Raw genomic sequence first — 24,488 nt, 5'->3', positions numbered from 1 at the left:
GGCGCCCGGCTACTGCTTGCTGACCTTGGCCGCGATCTGCTCGGCGAGGTCGACCGCGGACCCGCCGGGCAGGAAGGAGCCGCAGGTGGCGACGTCGATGACGACGTTGTTGCGCGCGGTCAGCGCACGCTGGCACGTCCAGCCGTCGCTGCTGTCCTGAACCTCGGACGTGCTGAGCGTGCCCCCGACCTTGTGGGCCTCGCCCACCGCCCACACGATTTCGGGCTTGCCCGTGGGACGTTCGGAAAACTTGCGATTGGCACAGGCGAACCAGCGTCGCACCGAGGCGTCGTAGAAGGTGTTGGCCTTCCGGGCGGACGGGTAGGCGATCACGGCCTGGATCGCGGAGTCGTTGCGGACCGCCGGGTCGTCGAAGTTGTCGTCGAGGCGCTGGCCGCGCATCGCCGTCCAGCCGGTGTCCGCGTAGACGGCTGCCTGGGCCGGGCCGTCCATTGCTAGGCAGCTCTTGTCGCTGAAAGTCGAGCTCCAGTCCCACATCTCCTGCACGCCGTAGCGGAGCCGCATCCCCGCACTGAGCAAGGAATTGATCTGGTCCGTGTCGAGCAGCAGCCCGTCGAGCGCCGCGGCGGTCAGCGGGGTCTGGGGCAGAGGACCGGAGGTATCGGCGGGCGACGCGCGGCCGCCGACCACGGTGGTGCAGCCGGCCGTCACGGCGCACACCGCCGCAAGCACCAGGAACGCGATTCGCCCGCGCACCACTGCCCTCTCCGACCTGGGGCCAATGTGTGCAACCAGCTTATGCGGCGGACTCCCGCCGGCGCCCGATCATCCAGCAGACCAGATAGATCAGAAACGAGATGCTGGCGACGAAGACCGACACCGGCACACCGGGCGCCAGCGACAACACCAGGCCGCCGACGGCGGACACCTCGGCGAACACCACGGAAGTCACCATCGCCGCCGCCGGCGAGGCGACCACCCGGGCGGCCGCGGCCGCCGGCGTGATGAGCAACGACATCACCAGCAGCGCGCCGACGATCTGCACCGCCTGGGCCGCCACCACGCCGACCAGGGCCGCGAACACGATGCCCAGCGCGTAGACCGGCACACCGCGGGCCGCGGCGACATCGGGATCGACGGTGGCGAACAGCAGCGGCCGGTAACAGGTCGCCAGCACGGCGATGACGAGCAGGCAGACCAGCGCCAGCATGGTCAGGCCCGTATAGCCGACCCCGACGATCTGGCCGGTCAGCAGGGCGAAGCTGGTCGAGGTGCGGCCCGGGTAGAGGTGGATGAACAGCACCGCCAGGCCCAACCCGAAGGCCAGCACCACGCCGATCACCGAATCGCGCTCCCGGTCGCGCCGACCGAGCACGCCGAACAGCGCCGCGGCCAGGGCGCTGCCGATCAGCGCGCCCGCCCCCACGCCGAAGCCGACCAGCAGCGCGAAAGCTGCTCCGGTCAACGACAATTCGCTGGAACCGTGCACGGCGAACGACATCTGCCGCATGACGATGAACGGCCCGATCAGCCCGGCCACCAGTCCCAGCAGGGCGGCGGCGAGCAGTGCCTGCTGCACGAAGTCGTGACCGAGCAGGTGGGCGGTGATGTCGAAGGAGAACAGATGGTCCAGCAGCCCGGCGAGCCGATGCTCCATCAGCAGTACCCGTCGTCGCGCGCCCCGGCCACCACGTAGCCGTCCTTGACCTTCACCACCTGGATGTCGGATTGGTACAGCGCCGAGAGCGTCTGGCTGGTCATCACCTGCTCGACGGTGCCGACCTCGAACCGCCCGTCGACCAGGTACAGCAGCCGGTCCACGTACGGCAGGATCGGGTTGAGCTCGTGGGTGACGACGATGACCGTGGTCGCTGCGTCCTGGCGGCGCCGCTCGATCAGCGCCGACACCAGCTTGGCGTTGGCGGGATCCAGCGTCAGCAGGGGTTCGTCACACAGCAACAGCAGCGGGTCGCTGACCAGCGCCTGGGCGATGCGCACCCGCTGCAATTCGCCGCCCGACATCATCCCGACCCGGACGTCGGCCAGATGTTCGCCGTTGACCTGGCGCAGTGCCTGGCGCACGGCCGCGCGCCGGCGCTCCCGATCGGCGGACCGTAGCGGGATGGCGCCCCAGCGCGGCCCGTCGATGCCCAGCCGGACCAGGTCGCGCCCGCGCAGCATCACGTCGGCGTCCATCGGACGGTGTTGCGGCACATAGCCGATGCGTCCGCTGCCCGAGGTGATCGGCTTGCCGTCCACCAGCCCGGCGCCGGCGCTCAGTGCCAGCTGCCCGAGCAGGACCCTGAGCAGCGACGTCTTGCCGCTGCCGTTGGGGCCCAGCACCGCGATGAATTCGCCGCGCGACACCGACAGGTCCAGCTGGTCCCACAGCACGCGGTCGCCGAACGACAGCCGCGCGCCGCGCAGCGAAACGGTCTCCGCGGGGTTCTCGATGGCCGCGACGGGTTCGAGGCTCATGACGGTAGGGGCCGGCTCGACTGCAGCGCGTTCTGCAGCTGGTTGACCGTATTGCGCTGCCAGGTCAGGTAATCCGTGCCGTCTGTCAGCGTTTCGGAGACGTCGGTGACCGGGACAGCCGCGTGCCGCGCGGCGTCGCGCAGTCCGTTGATCGCGGTCGTCGAGGTCTGCGGGTTGATCAGCACCGCCGACACCTGACGCCGGTTGACCAGATCGAGGACCATCGCCATGTCGGCCGGCGTGGGATCGGTCTCGTTCTCGACGGCCGCCTCGAACGTGGGCGGGGTCCGGTTCACCAACCCCGAAGCCTTCAGCAGGTAGAACGCGACCGGTTCGGTCGCGATCACCGAGGTGTTGGGGTGGGTGATCGCGATCGAGTGTTCGACGCCGGCGATCGCGTCGGCGTCGCGGCCGAACGCGGCGGCGTTGGCCCGATAGTCGGCGGCGTTGCCCGGGTCGATCGTCGCGAGGCGGTCGGCGATCGTGGCCGCAACCGACTTCGCGACGGTCAGGTCGTAGAAGACGTGCTCGTTGCGGGGTTGCCCGCCGTCAAGGAACGAGTAGGCATCGACCGGCTTGGCGTCGGGGTGGCGGGCCAGCACCTCGTCGACCCAGCCGTCATACCCGCCGCCGTTGAAGACCACCAACGGGGCGTCGGCGATCGCGGCGGCGTCCGCGGGGCTGACTTCGTAGGAGTGCGGGTCGACGTCCGCACCACTGAGGATGGATTTGACGGCGACATGCGAGCCCGCGACGGCGCGCGCCACGCTGCCCCACACATCGGTGGAGGCGACGACGGAGATGGCGCGCGAGTGCGGGGTGCTGCTGCAGGCGGTGAGGATCGCCCCGCCGGTCAGCACCAGGGCGGCCGCCAGCCGTCGCGTCGCATCGGCGGTCCTGGCCTTCGCCGTTCGCCGCCGTGTCGGTGCCATGCGCACGTCCGATTTCCTCCCGCCGGCCAGTCAGCCGATCCATAATACTAATGAAAACCGTTTCCATTACAAGCCGCAAGCTGAAGCGCGTACGCGCGGGCCCCGATCCGCTGTAGCCTCACCGAACGTGAGTCCCACACCGCGCCGGCGTGCGACTCTGGCGTCGTTGGCGGACGAGCTCAACGTTTCGCGCACGACGATCTCGAATGCCTTCAATCGGCCCGATCAGCTCTCGCCGGACCTGCGTGAGCGCGTGCTCGCAACGGCCAAGCGGCTCGGGTACGCCGGCCCCGACCCGGTGGCGCGATCGTTGCGCACCCGCAAGGCCGGTGCGGTCGGCCTGGTGATGGCCGAACCCCTGACCTACTTCTTCAGCGACCCCGCCGCGCGGGACTTCGTCACCGGGGTGGCGCAGTCGTGCGAGGCGCTGGGTCAGGGGCTGCTGCTGGTGGCCGTCGGGCCCAGCCGCAGCCTCAAAGACGGGACGGCCGCGGTGCTTTCGGCAGGCGTGGACGGCTTCGTGGTGTATTCGGTGTGCGACGACGACCCCTACCTGCAGGTGGTGCTGCAGCGCCGGCTGCCGGTCGTGGTGGTCGACCAACCGAAGGGGCTCGCCGGCGCCTCGCGGGTGGGCATCGACGACCGCGCCGCGATGCGCGAGCTCGCCGACTACGTGCTGGGCCTGGGACACCGCGAGATCGGGCTGTTGACCATGCGGCTGGGCCGCGACCGGCGCCAGGGCCTGGTGGACGCCGACCGGCTGCGCTCGCCCGCCTTCGACGTGCAGCGCGAGCGCATCGTCGGCGTGTGGGAGGCGATGACGGCCGCCGGGGTCGACCCCGATTCCCTGACCGTGGTGGAAAGCTACGAACATCTGCCCGAATCGGGCGGCGCGGCCGCCAAGGTGGCCCTCGAGACCAATCCGCGGATCACCGCGCTGATGTGCACCGCGGACATCTTGGCCCTGTCCGCCATGGATTACCTGCGCGCGCACGGCATTTACGTGCCCGGCCAGATGACCGTCACCGGGTTCGACGGCGTGCCCGAGGCCATCAACCGCGGCCTGACCACGGTGTCGCAATCCAGCCTGCAGAAGGGCCGCCGGGCGGGGGAGCTGTTGCTGAAGCCGCCGCGATCCGGGCTGCCGGCCGTCGAACTGCTGAACACCGAACTCGTCCGCGGCCGCACCGCCGGCCCGCCGGCGTGAGCCGGGCTACTGGCTACTTGGAGTCCTGGTCGCCGATCAGCAGCCGCACGGCCAGGTCCAGCCGCTTGCTGACATCGGTGGCCGAGGCCCGCCGGGTGAGCCACGCCAGCAGGTTCGACAGCCACACGTCCGAGATCACCCGGGCGATGTGGTACTGGTCCTCAGTCGGTTCGCCGTCGGCCATCGCGCGCGCGAACATCGAATCGATGAGCTTCTCGACCTGGTCGACCTCGCTGGCTGCCGACGCGTCGGCGAACACGTAGGCACGCGTCATCGCCTCGGTCAGCAGGGGATTGCGCTGCATCGCTCGGTTGAGCTTGCCCACCATGAAGTTGAGCCGCTGGAAGGAAGTGCCACCGGTCATCGCAGAGCGGTCCGTCTTGGCGTCGATGCGGCTGAACTCGCGGCCCAGCGCCGACACCAGCAGGTGCACCTTCGACGGGAAATACCGGTACAGCGTCCCCACCGCGACGTCCGCGCGATCGGCCACCGCCCGCATCTGAACCGCCTCGTAGCCGCCTTTGGAGGCGATGGCCATGGTGGCGTCCAGGATGCGCTTGCGGCGTTCCCGCTGCGCCTCCGACCCCAGTTCGGATTCCGCCAGTACCGCCACGTTTATGACCTCGCGCGGCTGCGCGTCAGACACGCGGCTCGGATTTGCGTTGGTTGGCATGTGACGGTTTGCTCCTGTTCCCGGCGGTTCGTTTGCAAACGATACGCATTCTGCGTGTGAATTTCCCACCTCCATACCGCCGCGGACAAGCGCTGTGCTGCTGTAATGGCGTTCGACTTGACGGTCGATCACTGGCACTATTAGAACACGTTCTAGTCTCGAAGAGAGCGGGTTGCGTGCCAACACGTGTTGGAGACATACCCGCTTGGCGGGCAGATCGCACAATCAGGACAGGGGTTCGATCCTCTTGTCACGTCGAGTCAAGGACGCGGAGGTCCTCAGGTGGTAGCGACCGTCACCGACGAGCAGTTTGCCGCGCGTGCCCTGGTGCGCGACTGGGCCCGCAATTCGACGTCGGGGCCGGGCGGCACCGCGGCGATCCGCGACGTGGAGCAGGGCAAGTCCGACGCCTGGCGGCCGGTGTTCTCCCGGCTGGCCGAGCTGGGGATCTTCGGCGTCGCGATCCCGGAGGAGTTGGGCGGCGCTGACGGCAGCATCGAAGACCTGTGCGCGATGGTCGAGGAAGCGGCGAAAGCGCTGGTCCCCGGGCCGGTGGCCACCACCGCGCTGGCCACTGTGCTTCTCTCCGAGGCGGGCTCGGATCCCGAGTTGCTGGGCGCCCTCGCCTCCGGGGAGCGCTTTGCCGGGCTGGCGCTGGAAGGCGACATCGAGTTCGACGGCGCGAATTCGACGGCGTCGGGCATCCTGCCGGTCGCGCTGGGTGTGGCCGAGGGCGCGGTGCTGTTGGCGCCGGCCGACGGGACGTGGCTGCTGATCGACACCGGCGCTGACGGTGTGCAGATCGAGCCGCTGGCTGCCAGCGACTTCTCCCGGCCGTTGGCCCGGGTGGTGCTGAACTCCGTCCCGGCCACCGTCGTGTCGGAGACCCGCGCGCGCGTCGAGGAGCTGGCCGCGACTGTGCTGGCGGCCGAGGCGGCCGGCATCACCCGCTGGTCGCTGGAGACCGCCGTCGACTACGCCAAGGTCCGCGAGCAGTTCGGCAAGCCGATCGGCAGCTTCCAGGCCATCAAGCACATCTGCGCCGAAATGCTGTGCCGCGCCGAGCAGGCCGAGGTGGCCGCCGCCGCCGCCGCGCGCGCCGCCGCCGAGGGCGACGAATCCCAGTTCTCCATCGCGGCGGCCCTGGCCGCGAGCACCGGCATCGCCGCGGTGAAGGCCAACGTCAAAGACTGCATCCAGGTGCTCGGCGGCATCGGCTGCACCTGGGAGCACGACGCGCACCTGTACCTGCGCCGGGCGCATGCCATCGGCCGTTTCCTGGGCGGGGCCGAGACCTGGTTGCGTCGCATCACCGCGCTGACCCAGGCGGGTGTGCGGCGCCGGCTGAGGATCGACCTGACCGAGGTCGAGGACCAGCGGGCGGAGATCGCCGCCGCCGTGGCCCGGATCGCCGAGCTGCCCGAGGAGAAGCGGCAGGCGGCCCTGGCCGAGGCGGGCCTGCAGGCGCCGCACTGGCCGCCGCCCTACGGGCGCGGCGCGGGTCCGGCCGAGCAGCTGCTGATCGATCAGGAGCTGGCGGCGGCCTGGGTGGCCCGGCCCGACCTGGTGATCGGCTGGTGGGCGGCGCCGACCATCCTCGAGCACGGCACACCGGAACAGGTCGAGCGCTTCGTGCCGGGCACCACGCGCGGCGAATTCCTTTGGTGTCAGCTGTTTTCCGAGCCCGGGGCCGGTTCCGACCTGGCCTCGCTGCGCACCAAGGCGGTCCGCACCGAGGGCGGCTGGAACCTGACCGGCCAGAAGGTGTGGACGTCGGCCGCGCATAAGGCGAAGTGGGGCGTGTGCCTGGCCCGCACCGATCCGGATGCGCCAAAGCACAAAGGCATCACTTACTTTTTGGTGGAGATGAGCTCCCCGGGCATCGAGATCCGTCCGCTGCGTGAGATCACCGGTGACTCGTTGTTCAACGAGGTGTTCCTGGACAACGTGTTCGTTCCCGATGAGCTGGTCGTCGGTGAGGTGAACGACGGTTGGCGGCTGGCCCGCACCACGCTGGCCAACGAGCGGGTCGCGATGGCCAACGGAACGGCGCTGGGCAACCCGATGGAGGAACTGCTCGAGCTGCTGGCCGAGCTCGACCTGGACGCCGCGGAGCAAGATCGGTTGGGGCGGTTGATCGTTACCGCGCAGACCGGCGCGCTGCTGGACCAGCGGATTGCCCAGCTGGCCGTCGGCGGCCAAGACCCCGGGGCGCAGTCCAGTGTGCGCAAGCTCATCGGTGTCCGCTACCGCCAGGCCCTGGCCGAGTTCACGATGGACGTGTCCGAGGGCGGCGGCCTGGTTGACCGCCGGGCGGACGGCGACCGAGCGGTGTTCGACTTCCTCAACACCCGCTGCCTGACCATCGCCGGCGGCACGGAGCAGATCCTGCTCACCGTCGCGGCGGAGCGACTTCTCGGCCTGCCCCGCTAGCCGAGATCAGCTGCGGCAGCGTGCAATTCGCTTAGCGCCTGGCATGCGATGGTGCCCATGTCCCGGCTTTCGTCGGGCTCGGTCCAGCGAGCATAGGCGGTCTTGAACGCCAGCGCCCCCAGCTCGGCGGCCAACGCCGCGGTCGGCCCCGGCACGCCACGGGCTTGCAGCGCTTCGGACACCGCCAGGGCTAGCCCAATCTGTTTGAGCGCGTAGCGTTCTTGAAGCTCGGCGCTGGCGGCGATCGCAGCCTTGAGTCGGGGCGCGAGGTCCCGGTTGTACGCGGTGAACGCGGCCGAGGCCGACTTCAATCCGGAGCACACCGCGGCCAGCGGTGTCGCGTCGGCAGGGGCCGCGGCGATGCCCTCACGGAGTAGTCGGGCGATCGCGTCCTGGCCGGCCGCCAGCACGTCTCGCTTATCCGGGAAATGCCGAAAAAACGTGCTCTTGGTCAGGCCCGCACGCTCGGCGATCTGCGCAACCGTCGTCTCGTCGTATCCGTGTTCGTTGAACAGGTCCAATGCCGCGGCGACCAAGCGGGCGCGCGCATCGGGTTCCCAGCGAGCCATCCCCCCAGCTTAGTGATGCGACCATTGTCTCATCGCGGGTGTAGGGTGATGGGATAATAGTCGCATCACCAGAACGGAGCTGCTCGTGCGTGTATTCGTCACCGGCGCCAGCGGAGGAATCGGCTCGGCCGTCGTCACAGAACTCATCGCTGCCGATCATCAGATCGTCGGCCTGGCCCGATCCGATACCGCGGCCGCGACCATCACCGGACTCGGCGCCGAGCCGTTGCGCGGCGATGTCACCGACCTCGATCTCTTGCAGAAGGCGGCCGTGGACGCCGATGGCGTTGTCTACCTCGCGTTCTCGCATGACTTCAGCAGCGTCGGGGACGCCATCGGCGACGAATCACGTGCAGTCGCCGCGCTCGGTGAAGCACTCGTCGGCACCGGCAAGCCGCTGGTGCTCGCCAACGGCACCCCGATGGCGCTCGGACGTCCGAGCACCGAAGACGACCCCTTCAACACCGAGGGCCCGATGGCCGGCCGCGGCCGCACCGGCAAGGCCGCCATCGATCTGGCCGAGCGTGGCGTCCGGTCATCCGTCGTGCGGCTGCCACGGTCGGTGCACGACGCCGGCGGCCGTTATGGCTTTGCCAGCCTGCTGATCCAGGCCGCCCGGCACAGTGGCGTATCGGCCTATGTCGGTGACGGCGCGCAACGCTGGCCCGCCGTGCACCGAGACGATGCCGCGTCGTTGTTCCGGCTGGCCCTCGAGCAGGCCCCGCCCGGCTCGGTGCTGCACGCGGTCGGCGACGAAGGCGACCCCATGCGGGCGATCGCCGAAGTGATCGGCCGCCGGCTCGGTCTTCCCGTCGAACCGGTTCCGGCGGAGAATTTCGGTCCGCTCGGCATCATGTTCGGCGTCGACCAGCCGTCATCCAGCGCACTGACCCGGCAGCGATTCGGTTGGGCGCCAACACATCCGAGCCTGCTCGAAGATCTGGAAGTCGGCGACTACCCGGAGTAGCGCTAGAACGTCGTCACTGCGCAGGTGCTGGGTGAGGTGATGTTGACCCCGGAGTAGACCACCTGGATGTGGGTGCAGGCGATGACGTTGTTGTCGGTCTTCGGCTGGCCGGTCTGCCAGTCGGTGGAGTCGATGCGCCCGTTCGTCTGGTATTTCTCCGGCGGGCCCTCACCCATGTAGATGGTGGTGATCTCGTCGGAACCCATAGACTTGTGCACCCGCTCGTACTGGCCGTCGGCGTGCGCGTCGAGGTAGGCCAGCCGGTTCGAGGAGCGGATCTCGGTGGTTTGCCGGGCCCACAGGCCGGGTGGGAAGCCGGTCACCCCGCCGGGCGTCAGCATGTCCGCCCCGGCGGTGAAGTCGCAGTGGCCGTCGGCCTTGAAGCAATTGAGGATCATGCGCGTCTCGAGCTGGTTCGGCCCGTCGAGCGGGAACAGCGTGGTGGCGGTGTTGCTCGACGCCGCGCAAACCGCGGCGGGCAGAAACATCGGCATCACTGCGACGACTGCGAATCCCGATATCAGCCGCATCATCGATGCTTCCCTTCCCTCTGACCCCAGGGTGAACTTAACCCCACGACTATTCGTCGTAGGTGACTTCTACCGAATCAGATTCCGGGTGAGATTGACAGGCCAGAATCAGGCCGTCGTCCAGATCCTGCTGCTCGAGCACATCGTTGACCTCCATGCTCACGTTGCCCTTGCGCAGCGTGCACGCGCACGCGCCGCAGTGACCCTCGCGGCAGGAGAAGGGCGCGTCGAGGCCCTTGGCCAGCAGGACGTCGAGCAGCTTGGCGTTGCGCGGCCACGACACGGTGTGCGTTTCGCCGTCCAGTTCGACCACCGCGGTCGCCGGCGGCTCGTCGCCTTCGGGGGTGTCCTCGATCTTCACCGCCGCGAACGGGTCCGAGTCCAGCGACTTGAACACTTCGATATGTATTTGCGGCGCGGGCACTTTCAGCGCTTCGAGCGCTTCTTTCGCCGAGTCCATGAAGGCGCCTGGGCCGCAGATGTAGACGGGCCGATCCGTGTAGGGGGCGGCCAGCTTGGCCAGCGCGGCCACGCTGGGTAGGCCCTGCAGCGATTCCAGCCAGTGCAACATCGTGAGCCGGTCGGGATATTTGGCGGACAGCTCGCGCAGCGCTTCGGAGAAGATCACCGAACGGTCGTCGCGGTTGGCGTAGATCAGCGTCACCTGCCCGCTGCCCTCGGCGAGCGCGGACTTGCAGATCGACATGATCGGCGTGATCCCGCTGCCCGCGGCCATCAGCAGGAAGTCGTCGCCCAGCGTCTTGGGGACGAAGTTGCCCGACGGGGCCAGCACGTGGATCCGCATACCCTTGTGCGCGTGGTCGCACAGCCAGTTGGACGCGTAACCGTCCGCGGTGCGTTTGACGGTGACCGTCAGCGCGTCGTCGGTGAACGGCGAGCTGCACAGCGAGTAGCAGCGGGCCACCGAGCCGGTGCGCTCGCTGGGCACGCGCAGCGTCAGGAACTGGCCCGGCGCGTACCGTAACCGCTCGGGTGGGATGTCGGGGTCGCCCGCGTCGTCGGGTACCGCGAACACCAGCGACCGCGCATCGTCGGTCTCGGCGATGACCTCGGCGACCTGCAGTTCGAGGACGTGGTCACCGAGAGGCTCGTCGGGAATCGCCTCGGTCAAGGCCCGTCCCTTCCTTTCGTTGCAACTAGAACATGTTACAGAAAAGCGGATTCGTATCGCTACCAGCCGCAGGAATACCCTGCTCGACACAAATCGGAACGTGTTCTAGTCTCTGGTGTAAGTCCGCTGAGTAAGTCTGGCGCAGGAGGCAAACGTAAGTGACGTCCATTCAACAGCGTGATGCGCAGTCGGTTTTGGCTGGCATCGATGATCTGCTCCCGCAGATTCGCGAACGCGCTCAGGCGACGGAGGATCTGCGGCGGCTGCCCGACGAGACCGTTCAGGACCTGCAGGATGTGGGCTTCTTCACCCTGTTGCAGCCCGAGCAGTGGGGCGGCCTGCAGTGCGATCCGACGCTGTTCTACGAGGCGGTGCGGCGGCTGGCCAGCGCGTGTGGTTCCACCGGCTGGGTGAGCTCGATCATCGGCGTGCACAACTGGCACTTGGCGCTGTTCGACCAGCAGGCGCAGGAGGAGGTCTGGGGCGAGGACCCCAAGACCCGGGTCTCGTCGTCGTATGCCCCGATGGGTGCCGGCGTGGTGACCGACGGCGGCTACCTGGTCAACGGTTCGTGGAACTGGTCGTCGGGATGTGACCACGCCACGTGGGCGTTCCTCGGCGGTCCCGTGATCAAGGACGGGCGCCCGGTCGACTTCGGCAGCTTCCTGATCCCGCGCAGCGAGTACCGCATCGACGACGTGTGGCATGTCGTCGGTTTGCGCGGCACCGGCAGCAACACCGTCGTCGTCAAGGACGTCTTCGTGCCGCGGCACCGGTTCCTGTCCTACAAGGCGATGAACGACGGCACCGCGGGCGGATACGAGAACAACACCGCCGCGGTCTACAAGATGCCTTGGGGCACAATGCACCCCACCACGATCTCGGCGCCGATCGTCGGCATGGCCTACGGCGCGTACGATGCGCACGTCGAGCACCAGGGCAAGCGGGTGCGCGCCGCGTTCGCCGGGGAGAAGGCCAAGGACGACCCGTTCGCCAAGGTCCGCATCGCCGAAGCGGCCAGCGACATCGACGCGGCGTGGCGCCAGCTGAGCGGCAACGTCGCCGACGAGTACGCGCTGCTGTCGGCCGGCAAGGAGATCCCGTTCGACCTGCGTGCCCGCGCTCGCCGCGACCAGGTGCGCGCCACCGGCCGCGCGATCGCCTCCATCGACCGGCTGTTCGAGGCTTCGGGCGCCACGGCCCTGGGCAATGACCAACCGGTACAACGGTTCTGGCGCGACGCGCACGCCGGCCGGGTGCACGCGGCGAACGACCCCGAGCGGGCCTACCAGATCTTCGGAAACAACGAGTTCGGGTTGCCGCCCGGCGACACCATGGTCTGATCCATGACTGCGACCGAGGAATTGACCTTCGAGTCCACCTCGCGCTTCGCAGAGGTGGACGTGGATGGGCCGCTGAAGCTGCACTACCACGAGGCCGGCGTGGGCAACGACCAGACGGTGGTGCTGCTGCACGGCGGCGGCCCGGGCGCGGCGAGTTGGACTAACTTCTCGCGCAACATCCCGGTGCTGGCGCAGCAGTTCCACGTGCTGGCCGTCGACCAGCCCGGCTACGGCCACTCCGACAAGCGCGCCGAGCACGGCCAGTTCAACCACTACGCGGCGCGGGCGCTGGCCGGTCTTTTCGACCAGCTCGGTCTGGGACGCGTTCCGCTGGTTGGGAATTCGCTCGGCGGCGGTACGGCGGTGCGGTTCGCGCTCGACTACCCGGACCGGGCCGGCAAGCTGGTCCTGATGGGGCCGGGCGGGGTGAGCGTGAATTTGTTCGCGCCCGACCCGACCGAGGGCGTCAAGCGGCTGGGCAAGTTCTCCGCCGAGCCCACCCGAGAAAACCTCGAGGCTTTCCTTCGGGTGATGGTCTACGACCAGAAACTGATCACCGACGAATTGATCGACCAGCGTTTCGAGTTGGCCAGCACGCCCGAATCGCTGACGGCGACCCGAGCGATGGGAATGTCGTTCGCCGGAGCGGATTTCGAGCTCGGCATGATGTGGCGCGAGGTGCATCGGCTGCGTCAGCCGGTGCTGCTCATCTGGGGACGCGAGGACCGGGTCAACCCGCTGGACGGGGCGCTGGTCGCGCTGAAAACCATTCCGCGGGCCCAGCTCCACGTCTTCGGGCAATGTGGGCACTGGGCGCAGGTGGAGAAGTTCGACGAGTTCAACAAGCTCACCATCGATTTCCTGGGAGGTGCGCGATGAGCATCCGCTCTCTGGGTTACCTGCGTATCGAGGCCACCGACATGGCGGCCTGGCGCGAGTACGGGCTTAAGGTCCTCGGCATGGTCGAGGGCAGGGGCGCGACCGAGGGTGCGCTGTATCTGCGGATGGACGATTTCCCGGCCCGGCTGGTGATCGTGCCCGGCGAGCAGGACCGGCTCATCGAAGCGGGCTGGGAGTGCGCGAACGCGGCTGGCCTGCAAGAGATCCGGAACCGGCTGGACGTCGAGGGCACACCTTACAAGGAGGCCACCGCCGCCGAGCTGGCCGATCGCCGGGTCGACGAGATGATCCGGTTCTCCGACCCGTCCGGCAACTGCCTGGAGGTCTTCCACGGCGCCGCCCTCGAGCACCGCCGCGTGGTCAGCCCGTACGGCCACAAGTTCGTCACCGCCGAGCAGGGCCTGGGGCACGTGGTGCTGACCACCCGCGACGACGAAGAGACACTGCACTTCTACCGGGATGTGCTGGACTTCAAGCTGCGCGACTCGATGCGGCTGCCGCCCCAGGTGGTCGGCCGGCCCGCGGATGGCCCGCCGGCCTGGCTGCGGTTCCTGGGCTGCAACCCTCGCCACCACAGCCTCGCGTTCATGCCCGGCCAGACCCCCAGCGGCATCGTGCACCTGATGGTCGAGGTCGAAGAGGCCGACGACGTCGGGCTGTGCCTGGATCGGGCGCTGCGTAAGAAGGTGCCGATGTCGGCGACCCTGGGCCGCCACGTCAACGATCTGATGCTGTCCTTCTACATGAAGACGCCCAGCGGGTTCGATATCGAATTCGGCTGCGAGGGAAGGCAAGTCACCGACGACGATTGGATCGCCCGGGAGAGCACCGCGATCAGCCTGTGGGGCCACGACTTCAGCGTCGGCTTCAAGGGGTAATTTCGAGGTCATGACTGCCGCGCCGATCGACCCGCGCACGTTCCGTAGCGTGCTCGGCCAGTTCTGCACCGGGATCACCATCATCACCACCGTGCACGACGACGCCCCGGTCGGCTTCGCCTGCCAGTCCTTCGCGGCGCTGTCTCTGGACCCGCCGCTGGTGCTGTTCTGCCCCACCAAGGTGTCCCGGTCGTGGAAGGCGATCGAGGCGAGCGGCCGGTTCTGCGTGAACATGCTGACCGAGCAGCAGAAGCACGTCTCGGCACGATTCGGCTCCAAGGAGCCCGACAAGTTCGCCGGCATCGACTGGCATCCCTCCGAACTCGGCTCGCCCATCATCGACGGGTCGCTGGCCTACATCGACTGCACGGTGGCTTCCGCACACGACGGGGGCGATCACTTCGTGGTTTTCGGTGCGGTGCAGTCGCTTTCGGAGGCACCGAAGATCAAGCCCCGGCCGCTGTTGTTCTATCGCGGCGAATACACCGGGATCGAGCCGGACAAGACGACGCCCGCGCAGTGGCGCGACGATCTGGAAGCGTTCCTCACCACCACCACGCAGGACACCTGGCTCTGAGCTGCCCCCGCCATCCCCGTGTCTGACCACCGGTAAGGCGGGGTATGTAATACGACGAGGTCGGTAAGTCACCTAAGCCCGGGAAGGCGGGTCGTCGTTGATTCGTTTCGGATGCGTGGCTTTGCTGGTTGTCGTCTCGGCGGCATTGGCATGGCTGGCGATCGTGGGATCGTGGGGCTGGTGGATTGCCGCGACGACGGTTGCGGCCGTCGCCGCCGTAGGCGTCTACGACCTCATCCAGCGCGAGCACTCCGTGCTGCGGAACTACCCGGTGCTCGGGCATCTGCGGTTTCTGCTGGAAGCGCTCCGTCCGGAAATCCAGCAGTATTTCATCGAGCGCAACTTCGACGGCCGGCCGTTCGACCGCGACGTCCGCTCGTTGATCTACCAGCGCGCCAAAGGCACAGCCGCCGAGCAGTCATATGGCACCGAGCGCGACATCGACTGGGACGGCTACGAATACCTGGTCCATTCGACGGCCCCGGTCGATCCTCCGCCGGAACCCTATCGTGTTCGAATCGGTGGCCCCGATTGCAAGCAGCCCTACGACATCGCGCTGATGAACGTCTCCGCGATGAGTTTCGGTTCGCTGTCCGGCAATGCGCTACGGGCCCTGAACAACGGCGCGCGCAAGGGTCACTTTGCGCACGACACGGGCGAAGGTGGGCTGACGCCTTACCATCTCGGCGGTGCGGACGTGGTCTGGGAAATCGGATCCGGTTACTTCGGGACCCGGACCAGAGACGGTGCGTTCGATCCAATTCAGTTCGCGGACAAGGCCGCCCACCATTTTGTCAAGTGTGTCTCGATCAAGCTCAGTCAAGGCGCAAAGCCTGGTATCGGCGGCGTCCTTCCGGCCGCGAAAGTAAGCAAAGAGATTGCCGAGTACCGGGGTGTGCCGGTCGGCGAGAAGTGCATCAGCCCGGCGGCACACTCGGAGTTCGCCACTCCGCGCGAACTGATCGGTTTTGTCGCGCGGCTGCGTGAGTTGGCCAAGGGCAAGCCGGTGGGATTCAAATTGTGTGTCGGTTCGCGGATCGACCTGCTGGCCATCTGCAAGGCGATGCTCGCGGAAGGGGTCACACCCGACTTCATCATTGTCGACGGCGCCGAAGGCGGTACCGCCGCGGCGCCGCTGGAATACGAAGATCACGTTGGCCTTCCCCTCACCGACGGGTTGATGACCGTGCACAACGCGCTGGTAGGGACGGGCCTGCGCGACCGGATTCGGATCGGCGCGAGCGGCAAGGTGGCGACCGCGAACGACATCGTCAAGCGTCTGATCCAGGGCGCGGACTACACCAACTCGGCCCGGTCGATGATGATGGCCACGGGATGCATCCAATCGCAGCGTTGCCATACCAACCGCTGCCCGGTCGGGGTCGCGACGCAAGATCCGGCCCGGGCGCGCGCACTGGACGTCGAGGACAAAAGCGAGCGCGTATACCGCTACCAGCGGGCGACGGTCGCCCAGGCGATGCTCATCATGGGGTCGATGGGTGTCTCCGACCCGTCCATGCTGAACCCCCACATGCTGCGCAAGCGTGTCTCGGCCTTCGAGCAGCGGTCGTACGCCGAGCTTTACGAGTGGCTGCAAGTCGGTGTGCTGCTGGATCATGCTCCTGCCACCTGGCGGTCGGATTGGGACGCAGCCGATCCCGACTCATTCGCTCCGGCCGGTACTTCGCGGCCGTCGATTTTCTAGAAACGCCTGGCTCTGACTCCGATGTTTCGCACGCGTTCGGGCGGGAATGCGTGACGCATGCACGCGACCGCGCCGTCACAGGTCCGCAAGGCCCGGGGTTCCCGGATGCTGGTCGACTATCTCAATACGCAGATCGATCGGACAGAGGCGGGCGACATCGCTCTGCGCCACGGTGAGGGCGACGACACCATTCACGACACCCGGGTGGCGATCCGGCGGTTGCGCAGCACCCTGCGGGTGTTCGGCAAAGCGCTGGACGCATCGGAAATCAAGGGGATGGAAACCGAGCTCAAGTGGTTTGCCGGATTGCTCGGCGATGTTCGCGATTGCCAAGTCCAAAGCGCCCGGTTCAACCAGGTGCTCGACGGCATGCCCGACGAACTGATCCTGGGTCCGGTCAAGTCGCGGATCGGCAGTCATTTTGCGTCCATCGAGCTTCCGGCACGCGAAAACGTCAGTGAGACGATGGAATCCGCGCGCTACCGGAGCATGATGGCCGCGCTACGACGCTGGCGCGCCGAGCCTCCCATCGCGGGAGCCGTGGCGACCGGAACGCTGCAACAGCGGGCGCGCCGTGCACAGCGCAAAGCGGACCGGCGGTTGGCGGCCGCGCTCGAATCGGAAGACGCCGCGATGCTGCACCGCGCGCGCAAAGCGGCCAAGCGTGCCCGGTACGCCGCCGAACTCTGCGATTCTTTGGGCAAGCGCAATCGCGCCAAACGAACCATCAAGCGTTACAAGCGGATACAAGGCACGCTGGGCGATCATCAGGACTCCGTGGTCGCCGCCGAAGCGCTCCGCAGGATGGGATTGGCGGCGGGAACCACGGTCGGAGAGAACGGCTTTACCTTCGGCATGATGTATGCGCGCGAAAAGCAGATCGCCCGCCAATGCCGTCACGATGCCCGGCGGCTCTGACGGGCAAGCGGCGTCCTACGCCGACGAGGAGCGATGGCCACCGGCGTCGCGGTGTTCACCGGACAGGTTCACCGTGGGCGAGTTGTCCGGAATCGGCTGCTCCTGGCTCCACGCGGCGTCGCGGTCGGTGCCGGCCTCGCCGGCAGTCGCGTCCTTTTCAGCTTTCACCCTCGGGTCGAGGCTGTCGGCACGCTGCCACTGCTCGTCCAACTGTTCGCGCGAGGACGCAACTTCGGTCTGATGCGCCGAAGCCCGATCCTGCAGCCGGGCAGCCTCTGCCGCCTTGGCCTCGGCTTCAGCCTGTGCGGCACGCGCTTTCGCGGCTGTTTCGGCGGCCAGCGCCTCGCGGCGCTCGACCTTGGCGGTTTCGAGCTTGGCCTCTTCGCGAATCTTCTCGGCCTCCCGCTGGCGGCGGCGCCTGGTTGCTGTGCGGGCGGCGACGGCAAGCGCGGCGATCACGAGGACGACCACAACTGCGGCGATGACGATCCAGACGGTGTTCATGATGTGCTCCGTTGTCGGTATGAAGAGCGCAAAGGCTCAATCGGCGGGTTGCCCTATTCGACGGGAATGAAACAAGCGATGCAGCCCGCTGCCTCGGGCCCGCACCGCAAGCCAGAATGGTGTCATGACGGTGGACCTGGACGGATACTTCGATCGCATCAACTACCGCGGGGCCGCCGAGCCGACCCTCGAGGTGCTGCAGGAGCTGATGACCGCGCACACGGGGTCGATCCCGTTCGAGAACCTCGACCCGCTGATGGGCGTGCCGGTCGACGACCTGAGCCCGGAAGCCCTGACCGACAAGCTGGTCCGCCGCCGCCGCGGCGGTTACTGCTATGAGCAGAACGGCCTGATGGGGTACGTGCTGACCGAGATCGGGTTCCGGGTACGGCGGTTGGCCGGCCGGGTGGTCTGGATGCTGCCGCACGACACGCCCCTGGGCGCCCAGACGCATACGGTGCTGGCGGTGACGTTCCCGGGATCGCAGGGTTCGTTCCTGGTCGACGTCGGGTTCGGTGGCCAGACCCTGACCTCACCCATTCGCTTGCAGACCGGTAACGCGCAGCAGACCACGCACGAGCCGTACCGGCTCAACGACCGCGGCGACGGCCTGGTCCTGCAAGCCCTGGTCCGGGACGAGTGGCAACCGCTCTACGTGTTCGGCACGCAGACCGTGCCGCAGGTCGATCTGCGGGTGGGCAGCTGGTACGTGTCCACGCACCCGTCGTCGATCTTCGTCACCGGTCTGATGATCGCGCGGACCACCGCCGACGCGCGCTACAACCTGGCCGGGCGGAACCTGACCATCCACCGCGCCGACGGCAGCGAGAAGGTCCGTCTGGACGACGCGGCGGCGGTCGTCGAGGTGCTCGCTGAGCGGTTCGGCATCGACGTGGCGGCCATCGACGACCCCGGTGCGCTCGAGGCGCGCATCGCCCAGGTGCTCGACGCGTAGGCGGCCGGACGTCTTCCGCTAGCGGGCCCCGAGCCAGGGACCGAGCCGCCGCACCGCTTCCTCGATGTCCTTCGTCGGCCCCGCGAAGGACAGCCGCACGTACGAATTCCCGCGCGCCGTGTCGAAGTCGATGCCCGGCGCGATCGCAACGCCGGTGTCTACCAACAACTTCGAACAGAACTCCATCGAGTTGTCGGTGAATTCCGAGACGTCGGCGTACACGTAGAAGGCGCCGTCGGTCGGGGCCAGGCGTTCGATGCCGATGCTGCGCAGCCCGTCGAGCACCAGCGAGCGATTGGTCGCGTAGTGATGCAGGTGGCCGTCGGCTTCGGCGGTGGCCTCCGGGGTGAAGGCCGCCACCGCGGCGAGTTGGGACAGCACGGGCGGGCAGATGGTGAAGTTTCCGGTGAGGCAATCCGCCGCGCGGCGCAGCTCGGGCGGCACCAGCAGCCAGCCCAGCCGCCAGCCCGTCATCGCGTAGTACTTGGAAAAACTGTTGACCACCACAGCATTTCGCGATGTCTGCCACGCGCAGCTGGTCTGCGGTGCCCCTTCGTAGACCAGGCCGTGGTAGACCTCATCGCTGATCAGCCGCGCTCCGGTGGCGTCGCACCAGGACGCGATGGCGGCCAGCTCCGCCGGCTCGATGACCGTGCCCGTCGGATTGGCCGGGCTCGCCACGATGACCCCCCGCACCGGCGGGTCGAGCTCGGCGAGCATCTGCGCGGTCGGCTGGAAACGCGTCTGGGGGCCGCAGGGGATCTCCACCACCTCGCAGCCCAACGCGGACAGAATGTTTCGGTAGCACGGGTAGCCGGGGCTGGCCAGCGCAACCCGGTCACCGACGTCGAAGCACGCCAGGAAGGTGAGCAGGAAGCCGCCCGAGGAGCCCGTGGTGATCACCACCGCGTCCGGTTCGACGTCGAGCCCGTGCTGGCGCTGATAATCCGCGGCGATCGCGGCGCGCAGCTCGGGGGTGCCCAACGACACCGAGTAACCGAGCTCGTTGGAATGCACGGCGGCCGCCGCGGCCGCGCGCACCGGCTCGGGCGCTCCCACGCTGGGCTGGCCCGCCGACAGGTTGACCAGGTCGCCGTGGCTGCGCTGGCGTTCCGCGGCCGCCAGCCAGACATCCATCACATAAAACGGAGGGATGCCGGCGCGCAACGAGACACGGTCGGTCACGGCGTCTTGAGTACCTCGGATTCCAGTCGCCTAAGCAATTCCTGCGACGAATCCAGCAGGTGCGCGCTGCCGTGGGCACGCTTGAAGTACAGGTGCATGTCGTGCTCCCAGGTGATCGCGATGCCGCCGTGCAGCTGGATGCCCTCGGCGGCCACCGTGTTCAGCGCCTCGGTGGCGGCCAGGCGGGCGGCGGCGGCGTTGGTGGGAGTGGGGTCATCGCACGCGTCGGCGACGACGGCCTTCGCGGCGGCGACGGTGACGTACAGGTCGGCCATCCGATGCTTGAGGGCCTGGAAGCTGCCGATCGGCCGGCCGAATTGCACTCGGTCCTTGGCGTATTCGACGGTCAGTTCCAAACAGCGCTCGGCGGCGCCGACCTGCTCGGCGGCCACCAGGACGGCCGCCTGGTCCGCCAGCCCCGGGTCGGTGCCGATCGACTCGGTCTCCTCGGCTGTCAGTCGCGCCAGGCGCCGGGTGGGGTCCATGGTGGTGACGGGCTCCGCACCGAATCGCGTCCACCTGCTCACCGTGCCGTCCTCGACGGCGACCACGACGTCCGCGACATCGCCGTTCACCACGTAGTCGGCATCGAGCACCAGGGCACCGATCGAGGTGCCCTCGGCGAGGGCTTCCAGCGTCGCGGCGTCCGGCTCGGTCGCGCTCAACAGCGCCAGCTCCGCCAGCGTGGTGCCCAGCAGCGGCGAGGGCACCAGGGCGCGGCCGAGCTCCTGCAGAACGGCTGCGGCGTCGGCCAATTCGCCGCCCGCACCGCCCAACTCCTCGGGTATCACCAGCGCCGCGGCGCCGACCTGCTCGCACAGCAGCTGCCACAGTGATTCGTCGTAGCCGCGGTCGGAGTCCATGGCCGCGCGCACGGCCGCCGGGCCGGCGTGCTTGGCCACCAGGGCGGCGACGGTCTCCCGGAGCAGCTCGCGTTCTTCACTCATAGCGCCTCCAACACTCGCCGCCGATGTCCCTCTGGCGTCCCCCAGGACGACCGCAACGCCTGCACGCGCAGCAGCAACAGCGACAGGTCGTGTTCCTGGGTGAAACCGATTGCGCCGTGGGTCTGCAACGCCGACCGCGCCGCCAACAGCCCCGCCTCGGACGCGGCCGCTTTGGCCGCGCTGACATCGCGCGGGTCCATCGTCAGCGCCGCGCCGTAGACCAGCGGCTGGGCCAGTTCGATCGCGATGTGCACGTCGGCGAGCTTGTGCTTGATCGCCTGATACGAGCCGATCACCCGGCCGAACTGGGTGCGTTGCTTCGCGTAGTCGACCGCGCCGTCACGCAGCGCCTCGGCCGCACCGACCAGCTGGGCCGCGGTGGCCAGTGCACCGAATTCGTAGGCGCGCTTGACGTCTGCCTGCCACGCCGCGCCGGTCGCGGTCACGTCGGAGAGCCTCCGGCTGGGGTCGACGGACTCGTGGACCTCACCCGGCGTGGCCTCGGTGACGCCGTCCTCGCCGGCCAGCAGCACCAGGCCGGCGACGTCGGCGTCGACGGCGCGTGGCGTCTGCGGCGGCAGAGCGACGGTGGCGATCAGCTCACCGGATGCCAATCCGGCGCAGCGCTCGGCGTGATCGTCAGAGGCGAGCAATACCGGTGCCACGGCGATGGATTCGGCCACCGGTCCCGGCACGCACCAACGGCCGAGGCGCTCGATGGCGACGACGAGGTCGACCGGATCGGCCTCGATGCCGTCGAATTTCTCCGGCACGGCCAGGGCGGTGACGCCGAGGTTGGCCAGCTGCTCCCACACCTTGCGGCCCGGTGCGGTATCCCCCGCGGACCACGCGCGCACCGCGCCGGGCAGATCCGCCGCGCCGAGCGCGGCGTCGATGCTGGCCGCGAAGTCGCGCTGCTGTTCGTCTAGCGCAAATTTCACTTCTTGCCCCCGGACTTCTCGCGCGGCAGGCCCAGCAACCGCTCGGAGATGATGTTGCGCTGAATCTCGTTGGTGCCGGCGTAGATCGGGCCGCCCAACGCGAACAGCAGGCCCTCGGTCCACCGGCTGGTGAGCTCGCCGTCGGCGGCGAGCAGGTCGAGCGCGGTCTGGTGCAGTTCGACGTCGAGGTCAGACCAGAACACCTTGGTCACCGACGATTCGGCGCCCAGCTCGCCGCCGAGGGCCAGCCGGGTCACCGTGCCGAAGGTCTGCAGCCGGTAGGCCTGCGCCTTGATCCAGCCGTCGGCGACCCGGTCGGCGAACGCGTCGGGTGAGCCAATCTCCTTCCACAGCTGCACCAGCCGCTCGGCGGTGGCCAGGAAGCGGGCCGGGCTGCGCAGGGACATGCCGCGCTCGTTGCTTGAGGTGCTCATGGCCGCGCGCCAGCCCTCGTGCGGGGTGCCGATCACGTCCTCGTCGGGCACGAACACGTCGTCGAGGAAGATCTCGCCGAACCCGGTGTCGCCGCCCAGCTGGACGATGGGCCGCACCGTGACGCCCTCGGCCTTCAGGTCGAACATGAAGTAGGTCAGCCCGTTGTGCCGCTCGGCGCCGGGGTCGGAGCGGAACAGCCCAAAACCGCGCTCGGCGAACGGTGCCCGCGAGCTCCAGATCTTCTGCCCGTTGAGCAGCCAGCCGCCGTCGGTCTGGGTGGCGGTGGACCGCAACGACGCCAGGTCGCTGCCGGACTCGGGTTCCGACCACGCCTGGGCCCAAATCTCCTCGCCGCTCGCCATTTTCGGCAGAATGCGCATCCGCTGTTCCTCGGTGCCGTGCGCGAACAGCGTCGGCGCCAGCATCGAGGTGCCGTTGGCGCTGGCCCGGCCCGGCGCGCCGGCCCGGAAGTACTCCTCCTCGAACACCACCCAGTGCAGCAGCGGCGCGTCACGGCCCCCGTACTTCTTCGGCCAGTTGATCACCGAGAGCCCGGCGTCGAACAGCACGCGGTCCCAATGCCGGTGCTGGTCGAAGCCTTCGGCGTTGTCGTATGACTTCGTCGGGATCGAATCGGCGTTGGCCGACAAGAATTCCCGCACCTCCGCCTGAAAGGCCACGGTGTCTTCATCGAGTTCCAGATCCATTAGTCCTGCTCTCGCAGTTGTGGTTTGACCACCTTGCCGCCCGCATTGCGCGGCAACGCGTCGACGAACCGCACCGACCGCGGTGCCTTGAAGTTCGCCAGATGTTCACGGGTGTAAGCGATCACGGATTGTTCGTCGAGTTGGGCGCCGGGCCGGGTCACCAGGTACGCCCGGCCCACTTCGCCGAGCCGCTCATCGGGAACCCCGATCACGGCGGCGTCGGCCACACCGTCCATGCGCGCCAGCACCTGCTCGACCTCGGCGGGGTACACATTGAATCCACCGCAGATGTACATGTCTTTCAGCCGGTCGGTGATCCGCAGATTGCCGGCGGCGTCGACGGCGCCGATGTCACCGGTGTGCAGCCACCCGTCGGCGTCGATGGCGGCCGCGGTGGCCTCCGGGTCTTCGAGGTAGCCCAGCATCACGTTCGGCCCGCGCAGCAACACCTCGCCCGATGCCCCGGGTGAGTTGGCGTCGATGCGCAGTTCGAAGTCGGCGAAGGGCCGTCCGCAGGTGGTGGCCACGGTGACGGCGTCGTCGTCGGCGCGGCACATGGTGCCCATGCCGTTGGCCTCGGTCAGCCCGTAGGCGGTCAGCACGATGTCGATGTCGAGTTCGGATTGCATGCGCTCGACGAGCACAACCGGCACGGTCGCGGCGCCGGTCACCGCGAACCGCAGTGAGCTCAGGTCGTAGTCGCCGCGCGCCGGGTGGTCCAGCAGCGTCTGGTAGATGGTGGGCGGCCCCGGCAGCACCGTGATGCGGTGTTGCTCAATGGCTTGCAATGCGCGCAGCGGATCGAAGGTCAGATGCGGGATCAGCGTCGCGCCGGTCTGCAGGCAGGCCAGGATGCCGGCCTTGTAACCGAAGTTGTGAAAGAACGGGTTGATGCACAGGTAGCGGTCGTCGCTGGTGATCTTGCCGTTGGCCGCCCAGGCCGCCGAGGCCGACAGCGACTGCCGGTGCGCGCACAGCACGCCTTTGCTGCGGCCGGTGGTACCGGACGTGAAGAGGATGTCACTGACGTCGTCGGGTACGACGGCGGACGCGCGAGCGGCAACCGCGTCGAGGTCGCTGCCGCGCGCGACGAATTCGTCCCAGGTTCCGTCGTCTGCGTCGATCGGTATCCGCACGACGTGCCGCAGCGCGGGCAGCGCCGCGCGGTCCAGGTCGGCGATGCGATCGTTGCCCAGGAATCGGCCCATCCCGAACAGCACGGGCGCGCCGGTGCGGGCCAGGATGTCGCTGGCCTCGGCGGCGGTGTAGCGGGTGTTCAGTGGCACCATGGCCGCCCCGGCGTGGTGGATCGCCAGGCAGGCCACCACCCAATGCCAAGTGTTCGGCGACCAGACCGCCACCCGGTCGCCCGCCCGCACGCCGAGGTCGATCAGGGCGGCGGCGGCCCGGTGCACTTCGTCGCGCAGCGTGGCCGCGGTGAAGGACCGTTCGTCGGTGATCAACGCGTCGTGATCGGCGAGCTGGCCCGCGAAACGATCCAGCGCCGCGGGCACCGTGCGCGGATCGTTGGTCATCGAATGCTCCTACAAAGTTCCGTCCGCGAAGCGCAGTCGCCGACGGCCTAACAAAGCAAGTGCTTGGTAGGTTAGC

General features: G+C 68.2%; 24 protein-coding genes. 10 read left to right on the top strand and 14 right to left on the bottom strand.

What is annotated here, in order from left to right; genetic code table 11:
- Positions 1 to 9: 9 nt before the first annotated feature.
- The 4 genes from A5708_RS10760 to A5708_RS10745 are packed head-to-tail and all read right to left on the bottom strand — an operon-like array spanning position 10 to position 3,371.
- Positions 10 to 720: a sensor domain-containing protein gene (locus A5708_RS10760; RefSeq protein ID WP_065028592.1), complete on the bottom strand. Its 711-nt coding sequence runs from the start codon at positions 718 to 720 to the stop codon at positions 10 to 12.
- Positions 721 to 757: 37 nt separating this feature from the next.
- A complete protein-coding gene (locus A5708_RS10755) occupies positions 758 to 1,618 on the bottom strand; it encodes a metal ABC transporter permease (protein ID WP_065028591.1) in 861 nt (286 codons plus the stop codon).
- A complete protein-coding gene (locus tag A5708_RS10750; RefSeq protein WP_065028590.1) occupies positions 1,618 to 2,439 on the bottom strand; it encodes a metal ABC transporter ATP-binding protein in 822 nt (273 codons plus the stop codon). Before A5708_RS10750 ends, A5708_RS10755 begins: the two co-directional genes overlap by 1 nt.
- The gene (locus tag A5708_RS10745) at positions 2,436 to 3,371 is read right to left on the bottom strand and encodes a metal ABC transporter solute-binding protein, Zn/Mn family (RefSeq protein WP_065028589.1); all 936 of its coding nucleotides are present in this window, start codon (positions 3,369 to 3,371) and stop codon (positions 2,436 to 2,438) included. The genes A5708_RS10750 and A5708_RS10745 overlap by 4 nt, the downstream gene beginning before the upstream one ends.
- Positions 3,372 to 3,498: 127 nt before the next feature.
- Between A5708_RS10745 and A5708_RS10740 the strand changes: the two genes are divergently transcribed.
- Positions 3,499 to 4,578, top strand: a complete 1,080-nt coding sequence (locus tag A5708_RS10740; protein WP_065028588.1) for a LacI family DNA-binding transcriptional regulator — start codon at positions 3,499 to 3,501, stop codon at positions 4,576 to 4,578.
- Positions 4,579 to 4,591: 13 nt separating this feature from the next.
- Here A5708_RS10740 and kstR read toward each other — a convergent pair whose 3' ends face one another.
- Positions 4,592 to 5,191: a cholesterol catabolism transcriptional regulator KstR gene (gene kstR, locus A5708_RS10735; RefSeq protein ID WP_064952052.1), complete on the bottom strand. Its 600-nt coding sequence runs from the start codon at positions 5,189 to 5,191 to the stop codon at positions 4,592 to 4,594.
- 342 nt (positions 5,192 to 5,533) lie between these two features.
- Between kstR and A5708_RS10730 the strand changes: the two genes are divergently transcribed.
- Complete coding sequence (locus A5708_RS10730) at positions 5,534 to 7,684, top strand: acyl-CoA dehydrogenase (RefSeq protein WP_065028587.1); 2,151 nt, start codon at positions 5,534 to 5,536, stop codon at positions 7,682 to 7,684.
- Here A5708_RS10730 and A5708_RS10725 read toward each other — a convergent pair.
- Positions 7,681 to 8,253 carry a TetR/AcrR family transcriptional regulator gene (locus tag A5708_RS10725; RefSeq protein ID WP_065028586.1) on the bottom strand — a complete coding sequence of 191 codons (573 nt, stop codon included), beginning with the start codon at positions 8,251 to 8,253 and terminating at the stop codon, positions 7,681 to 7,683. The genes A5708_RS10730 and A5708_RS10725 overlap by 4 nt on opposite strands.
- Before the next feature lie 85 nt (positions 8,254 to 8,338).
- On the opposite strand from A5708_RS10725, the gene A5708_RS10720 reads away from it, so the two are divergent.
- A complete protein-coding gene (locus tag A5708_RS10720) occupies positions 8,339 to 9,220 on the top strand; it encodes an SDR family oxidoreductase (RefSeq protein WP_065028585.1) in 882 nt (293 codons plus the stop codon).
- Positions 9,221 to 9,222: 2 nt separating this feature from the next.
- On the opposite strand, the gene A5708_RS10715 is transcribed toward A5708_RS10720, so the two are convergent.
- Together A5708_RS10715 and A5708_RS10710 are read right to left on the bottom strand one after the other, a co-directional pair.
- Positions 9,223 to 9,753 (bottom strand): hypothetical protein, encoded by a 531-nt coding sequence (locus A5708_RS10715; protein WP_065028584.1) that lies wholly within the window; start codon positions 9,751 to 9,753, stop codon positions 9,223 to 9,225.
- Positions 9,754 to 9,799: 46 nt separating this feature from the next.
- The gene (locus A5708_RS10710; RefSeq protein ID WP_065028583.1) at positions 9,800 to 10,882 is read right to left on the bottom strand and encodes a ferredoxin--NADP reductase; all 1,083 of its coding nucleotides are present in this window, start codon (positions 10,880 to 10,882) and stop codon (positions 9,800 to 9,802) included.
- A 158-nt stretch (positions 10,883 to 11,040) separates the two neighbouring features.
- On the opposite strand from A5708_RS10710, the gene hsaA reads away from it, so the two are divergent.
- The 6 genes from hsaA (at position 11,041) to A5708_RS10680 (ending at position 17,203) form a co-directional block, all read left to right on the top strand.
- Positions 11,041 to 12,225 carry a 3-hydroxy-9,10-secoandrosta-1,3,5(10)-triene-9,17-dione monooxygenase oxygenase subunit gene (gene hsaA / locus A5708_RS10705; RefSeq protein ID WP_064882082.1) on the top strand — a complete coding sequence of 395 codons (1,185 nt, stop codon included), beginning with the start codon at positions 11,041 to 11,043 and terminating at the stop codon, positions 12,223 to 12,225.
- A gap of 3 nt (positions 12,226 to 12,228) precedes the next feature.
- Positions 12,229 to 13,104 (top strand): 4,5:9,10-diseco-3-hydroxy-5,9,17-trioxoandrosta-1(10),2-diene-4-oate hydrolase, encoded by an 876-nt coding sequence (gene hsaD, locus A5708_RS10700; protein ID WP_065028582.1) that lies wholly within the window; start codon positions 12,229 to 12,231, stop codon positions 13,102 to 13,104.
- Positions 13,101 to 14,003 carry an iron-dependent extradiol dioxygenase HsaC gene (hsaC, locus tag A5708_RS10695; RefSeq protein WP_065028581.1) on the top strand — a complete coding sequence of 301 codons (903 nt, stop codon included), beginning with the start codon at positions 13,101 to 13,103 and terminating at the stop codon, positions 14,001 to 14,003. Before hsaD ends, hsaC begins: the two co-directional genes overlap by 4 nt.
- Positions 14,004 to 14,013: 10 nt before the next feature.
- The gene (hsaB, locus tag A5708_RS10690; protein ID WP_044487525.1) at positions 14,014 to 14,580 is read left to right on the top strand and encodes a 3-hydroxy-9,10-secoandrosta-1,3,5(10)-triene-9,17-dione monooxygenase reductase subunit; all 567 of its coding nucleotides are present in this window, start codon (positions 14,014 to 14,016) and stop codon (positions 14,578 to 14,580) included.
- A gap of 97 nt (positions 14,581 to 14,677) precedes the next feature.
- Positions 14,678 to 16,285: an FMN-binding glutamate synthase family protein gene (locus A5708_RS10685; protein WP_065028580.1), complete on the top strand. Its 1,608-nt coding sequence runs from the start codon at positions 14,678 to 14,680 to the stop codon at positions 16,283 to 16,285.
- Positions 16,286 to 16,390: 105 nt separating this feature from the next.
- Positions 16,391 to 17,203 carry a CHAD domain-containing protein gene (locus tag A5708_RS10680; protein ID WP_231117865.1) on the top strand — a complete coding sequence of 271 codons (813 nt, stop codon included), beginning with the start codon at positions 16,391 to 16,393 and terminating at the stop codon, positions 17,201 to 17,203.
- A gap of 15 nt (positions 17,204 to 17,218) precedes the next feature.
- Here A5708_RS10680 and A5708_RS10675 read toward each other — a convergent pair whose 3' ends face one another.
- The gene (locus A5708_RS10675) at positions 17,219 to 17,707 is read right to left on the bottom strand and encodes a hypothetical protein (protein ID WP_065028578.1); all 489 of its coding nucleotides are present in this window, start codon (positions 17,705 to 17,707) and stop codon (positions 17,219 to 17,221) included.
- 124 nt (positions 17,708 to 17,831) lie between these two features.
- Between A5708_RS10675 and A5708_RS10670 the strand changes: the two genes are divergently transcribed.
- Positions 17,832 to 18,662, top strand: a complete 831-nt coding sequence (locus A5708_RS10670) for an arylamine N-acetyltransferase family protein (RefSeq protein WP_065028577.1) — start codon at positions 17,832 to 17,834, stop codon at positions 18,660 to 18,662.
- Between the two features lie 18 nt (positions 18,663 to 18,680).
- Here the strand turns inward: A5708_RS10670 and A5708_RS10665 are convergent, their stop codons facing one another.
- Genes A5708_RS10665 through fadD3 form a run of 5 tightly spaced genes read right to left on the bottom strand, consistent with a single transcriptional unit; the run spans position 18,681 to position 24,412 of the window.
- Positions 18,681 to 19,847, bottom strand: coding sequence for a pyridoxal phosphate-dependent aminotransferase (locus tag A5708_RS10665; RefSeq protein WP_065028576.1), 1,167 nt, complete (start codon positions 19,845 to 19,847; stop codon positions 18,681 to 18,683).
- Entirely contained in the window at positions 19,844 to 20,794 is a 951-nt protein-coding gene (locus tag A5708_RS10660; protein WP_065028575.1) for an acyl-CoA dehydrogenase family protein, read from the bottom strand. Before A5708_RS10660 ends, A5708_RS10665 begins: the two co-directional genes overlap by 4 nt.
- On the bottom strand, positions 20,791 to 21,735 hold the full coding sequence (locus A5708_RS10655; protein WP_065028574.1) for an acyl-CoA dehydrogenase family protein: 945 nt from the start codon (positions 21,733 to 21,735) through the stop codon (positions 20,791 to 20,793). The genes A5708_RS10660 and A5708_RS10655 overlap by 4 nt, the downstream gene beginning before the upstream one ends.
- Positions 21,732 to 22,877: an acyl-CoA dehydrogenase family protein gene (locus A5708_RS10650; protein ID WP_065028573.1), complete on the bottom strand. Its 1,146-nt coding sequence runs from the start codon at positions 22,875 to 22,877 to the stop codon at positions 21,732 to 21,734. The genes A5708_RS10655 and A5708_RS10650 overlap by 4 nt, the downstream gene beginning before the upstream one ends.
- Positions 22,877 to 24,412, bottom strand: a complete 1,536-nt coding sequence (gene fadD3, locus A5708_RS10645; RefSeq protein ID WP_065028572.1) for a 3-((3aS,4S,7aS)-7a-methyl-1,5-dioxo-octahydro-1H-inden-4-yl)propanoate--CoA ligase FadD3 — start codon at positions 24,410 to 24,412, stop codon at positions 22,877 to 22,879. Before fadD3 ends, A5708_RS10650 begins: the two co-directional genes overlap by 1 nt.
- Between the last annotated feature and the right edge of the window lie 76 nt (positions 24,413 to 24,488).

It is taken from the genome of Mycobacterium colombiense (assembly GCF_001672755.1).
Lineage (GTDB): Bacteria > Actinomycetota > Actinomycetes > Mycobacteriales > Mycobacteriaceae > Mycobacterium > Mycobacterium colombiense_C.
This window is presented reverse-complemented; position numbering and strand designations above follow the sequence as displayed.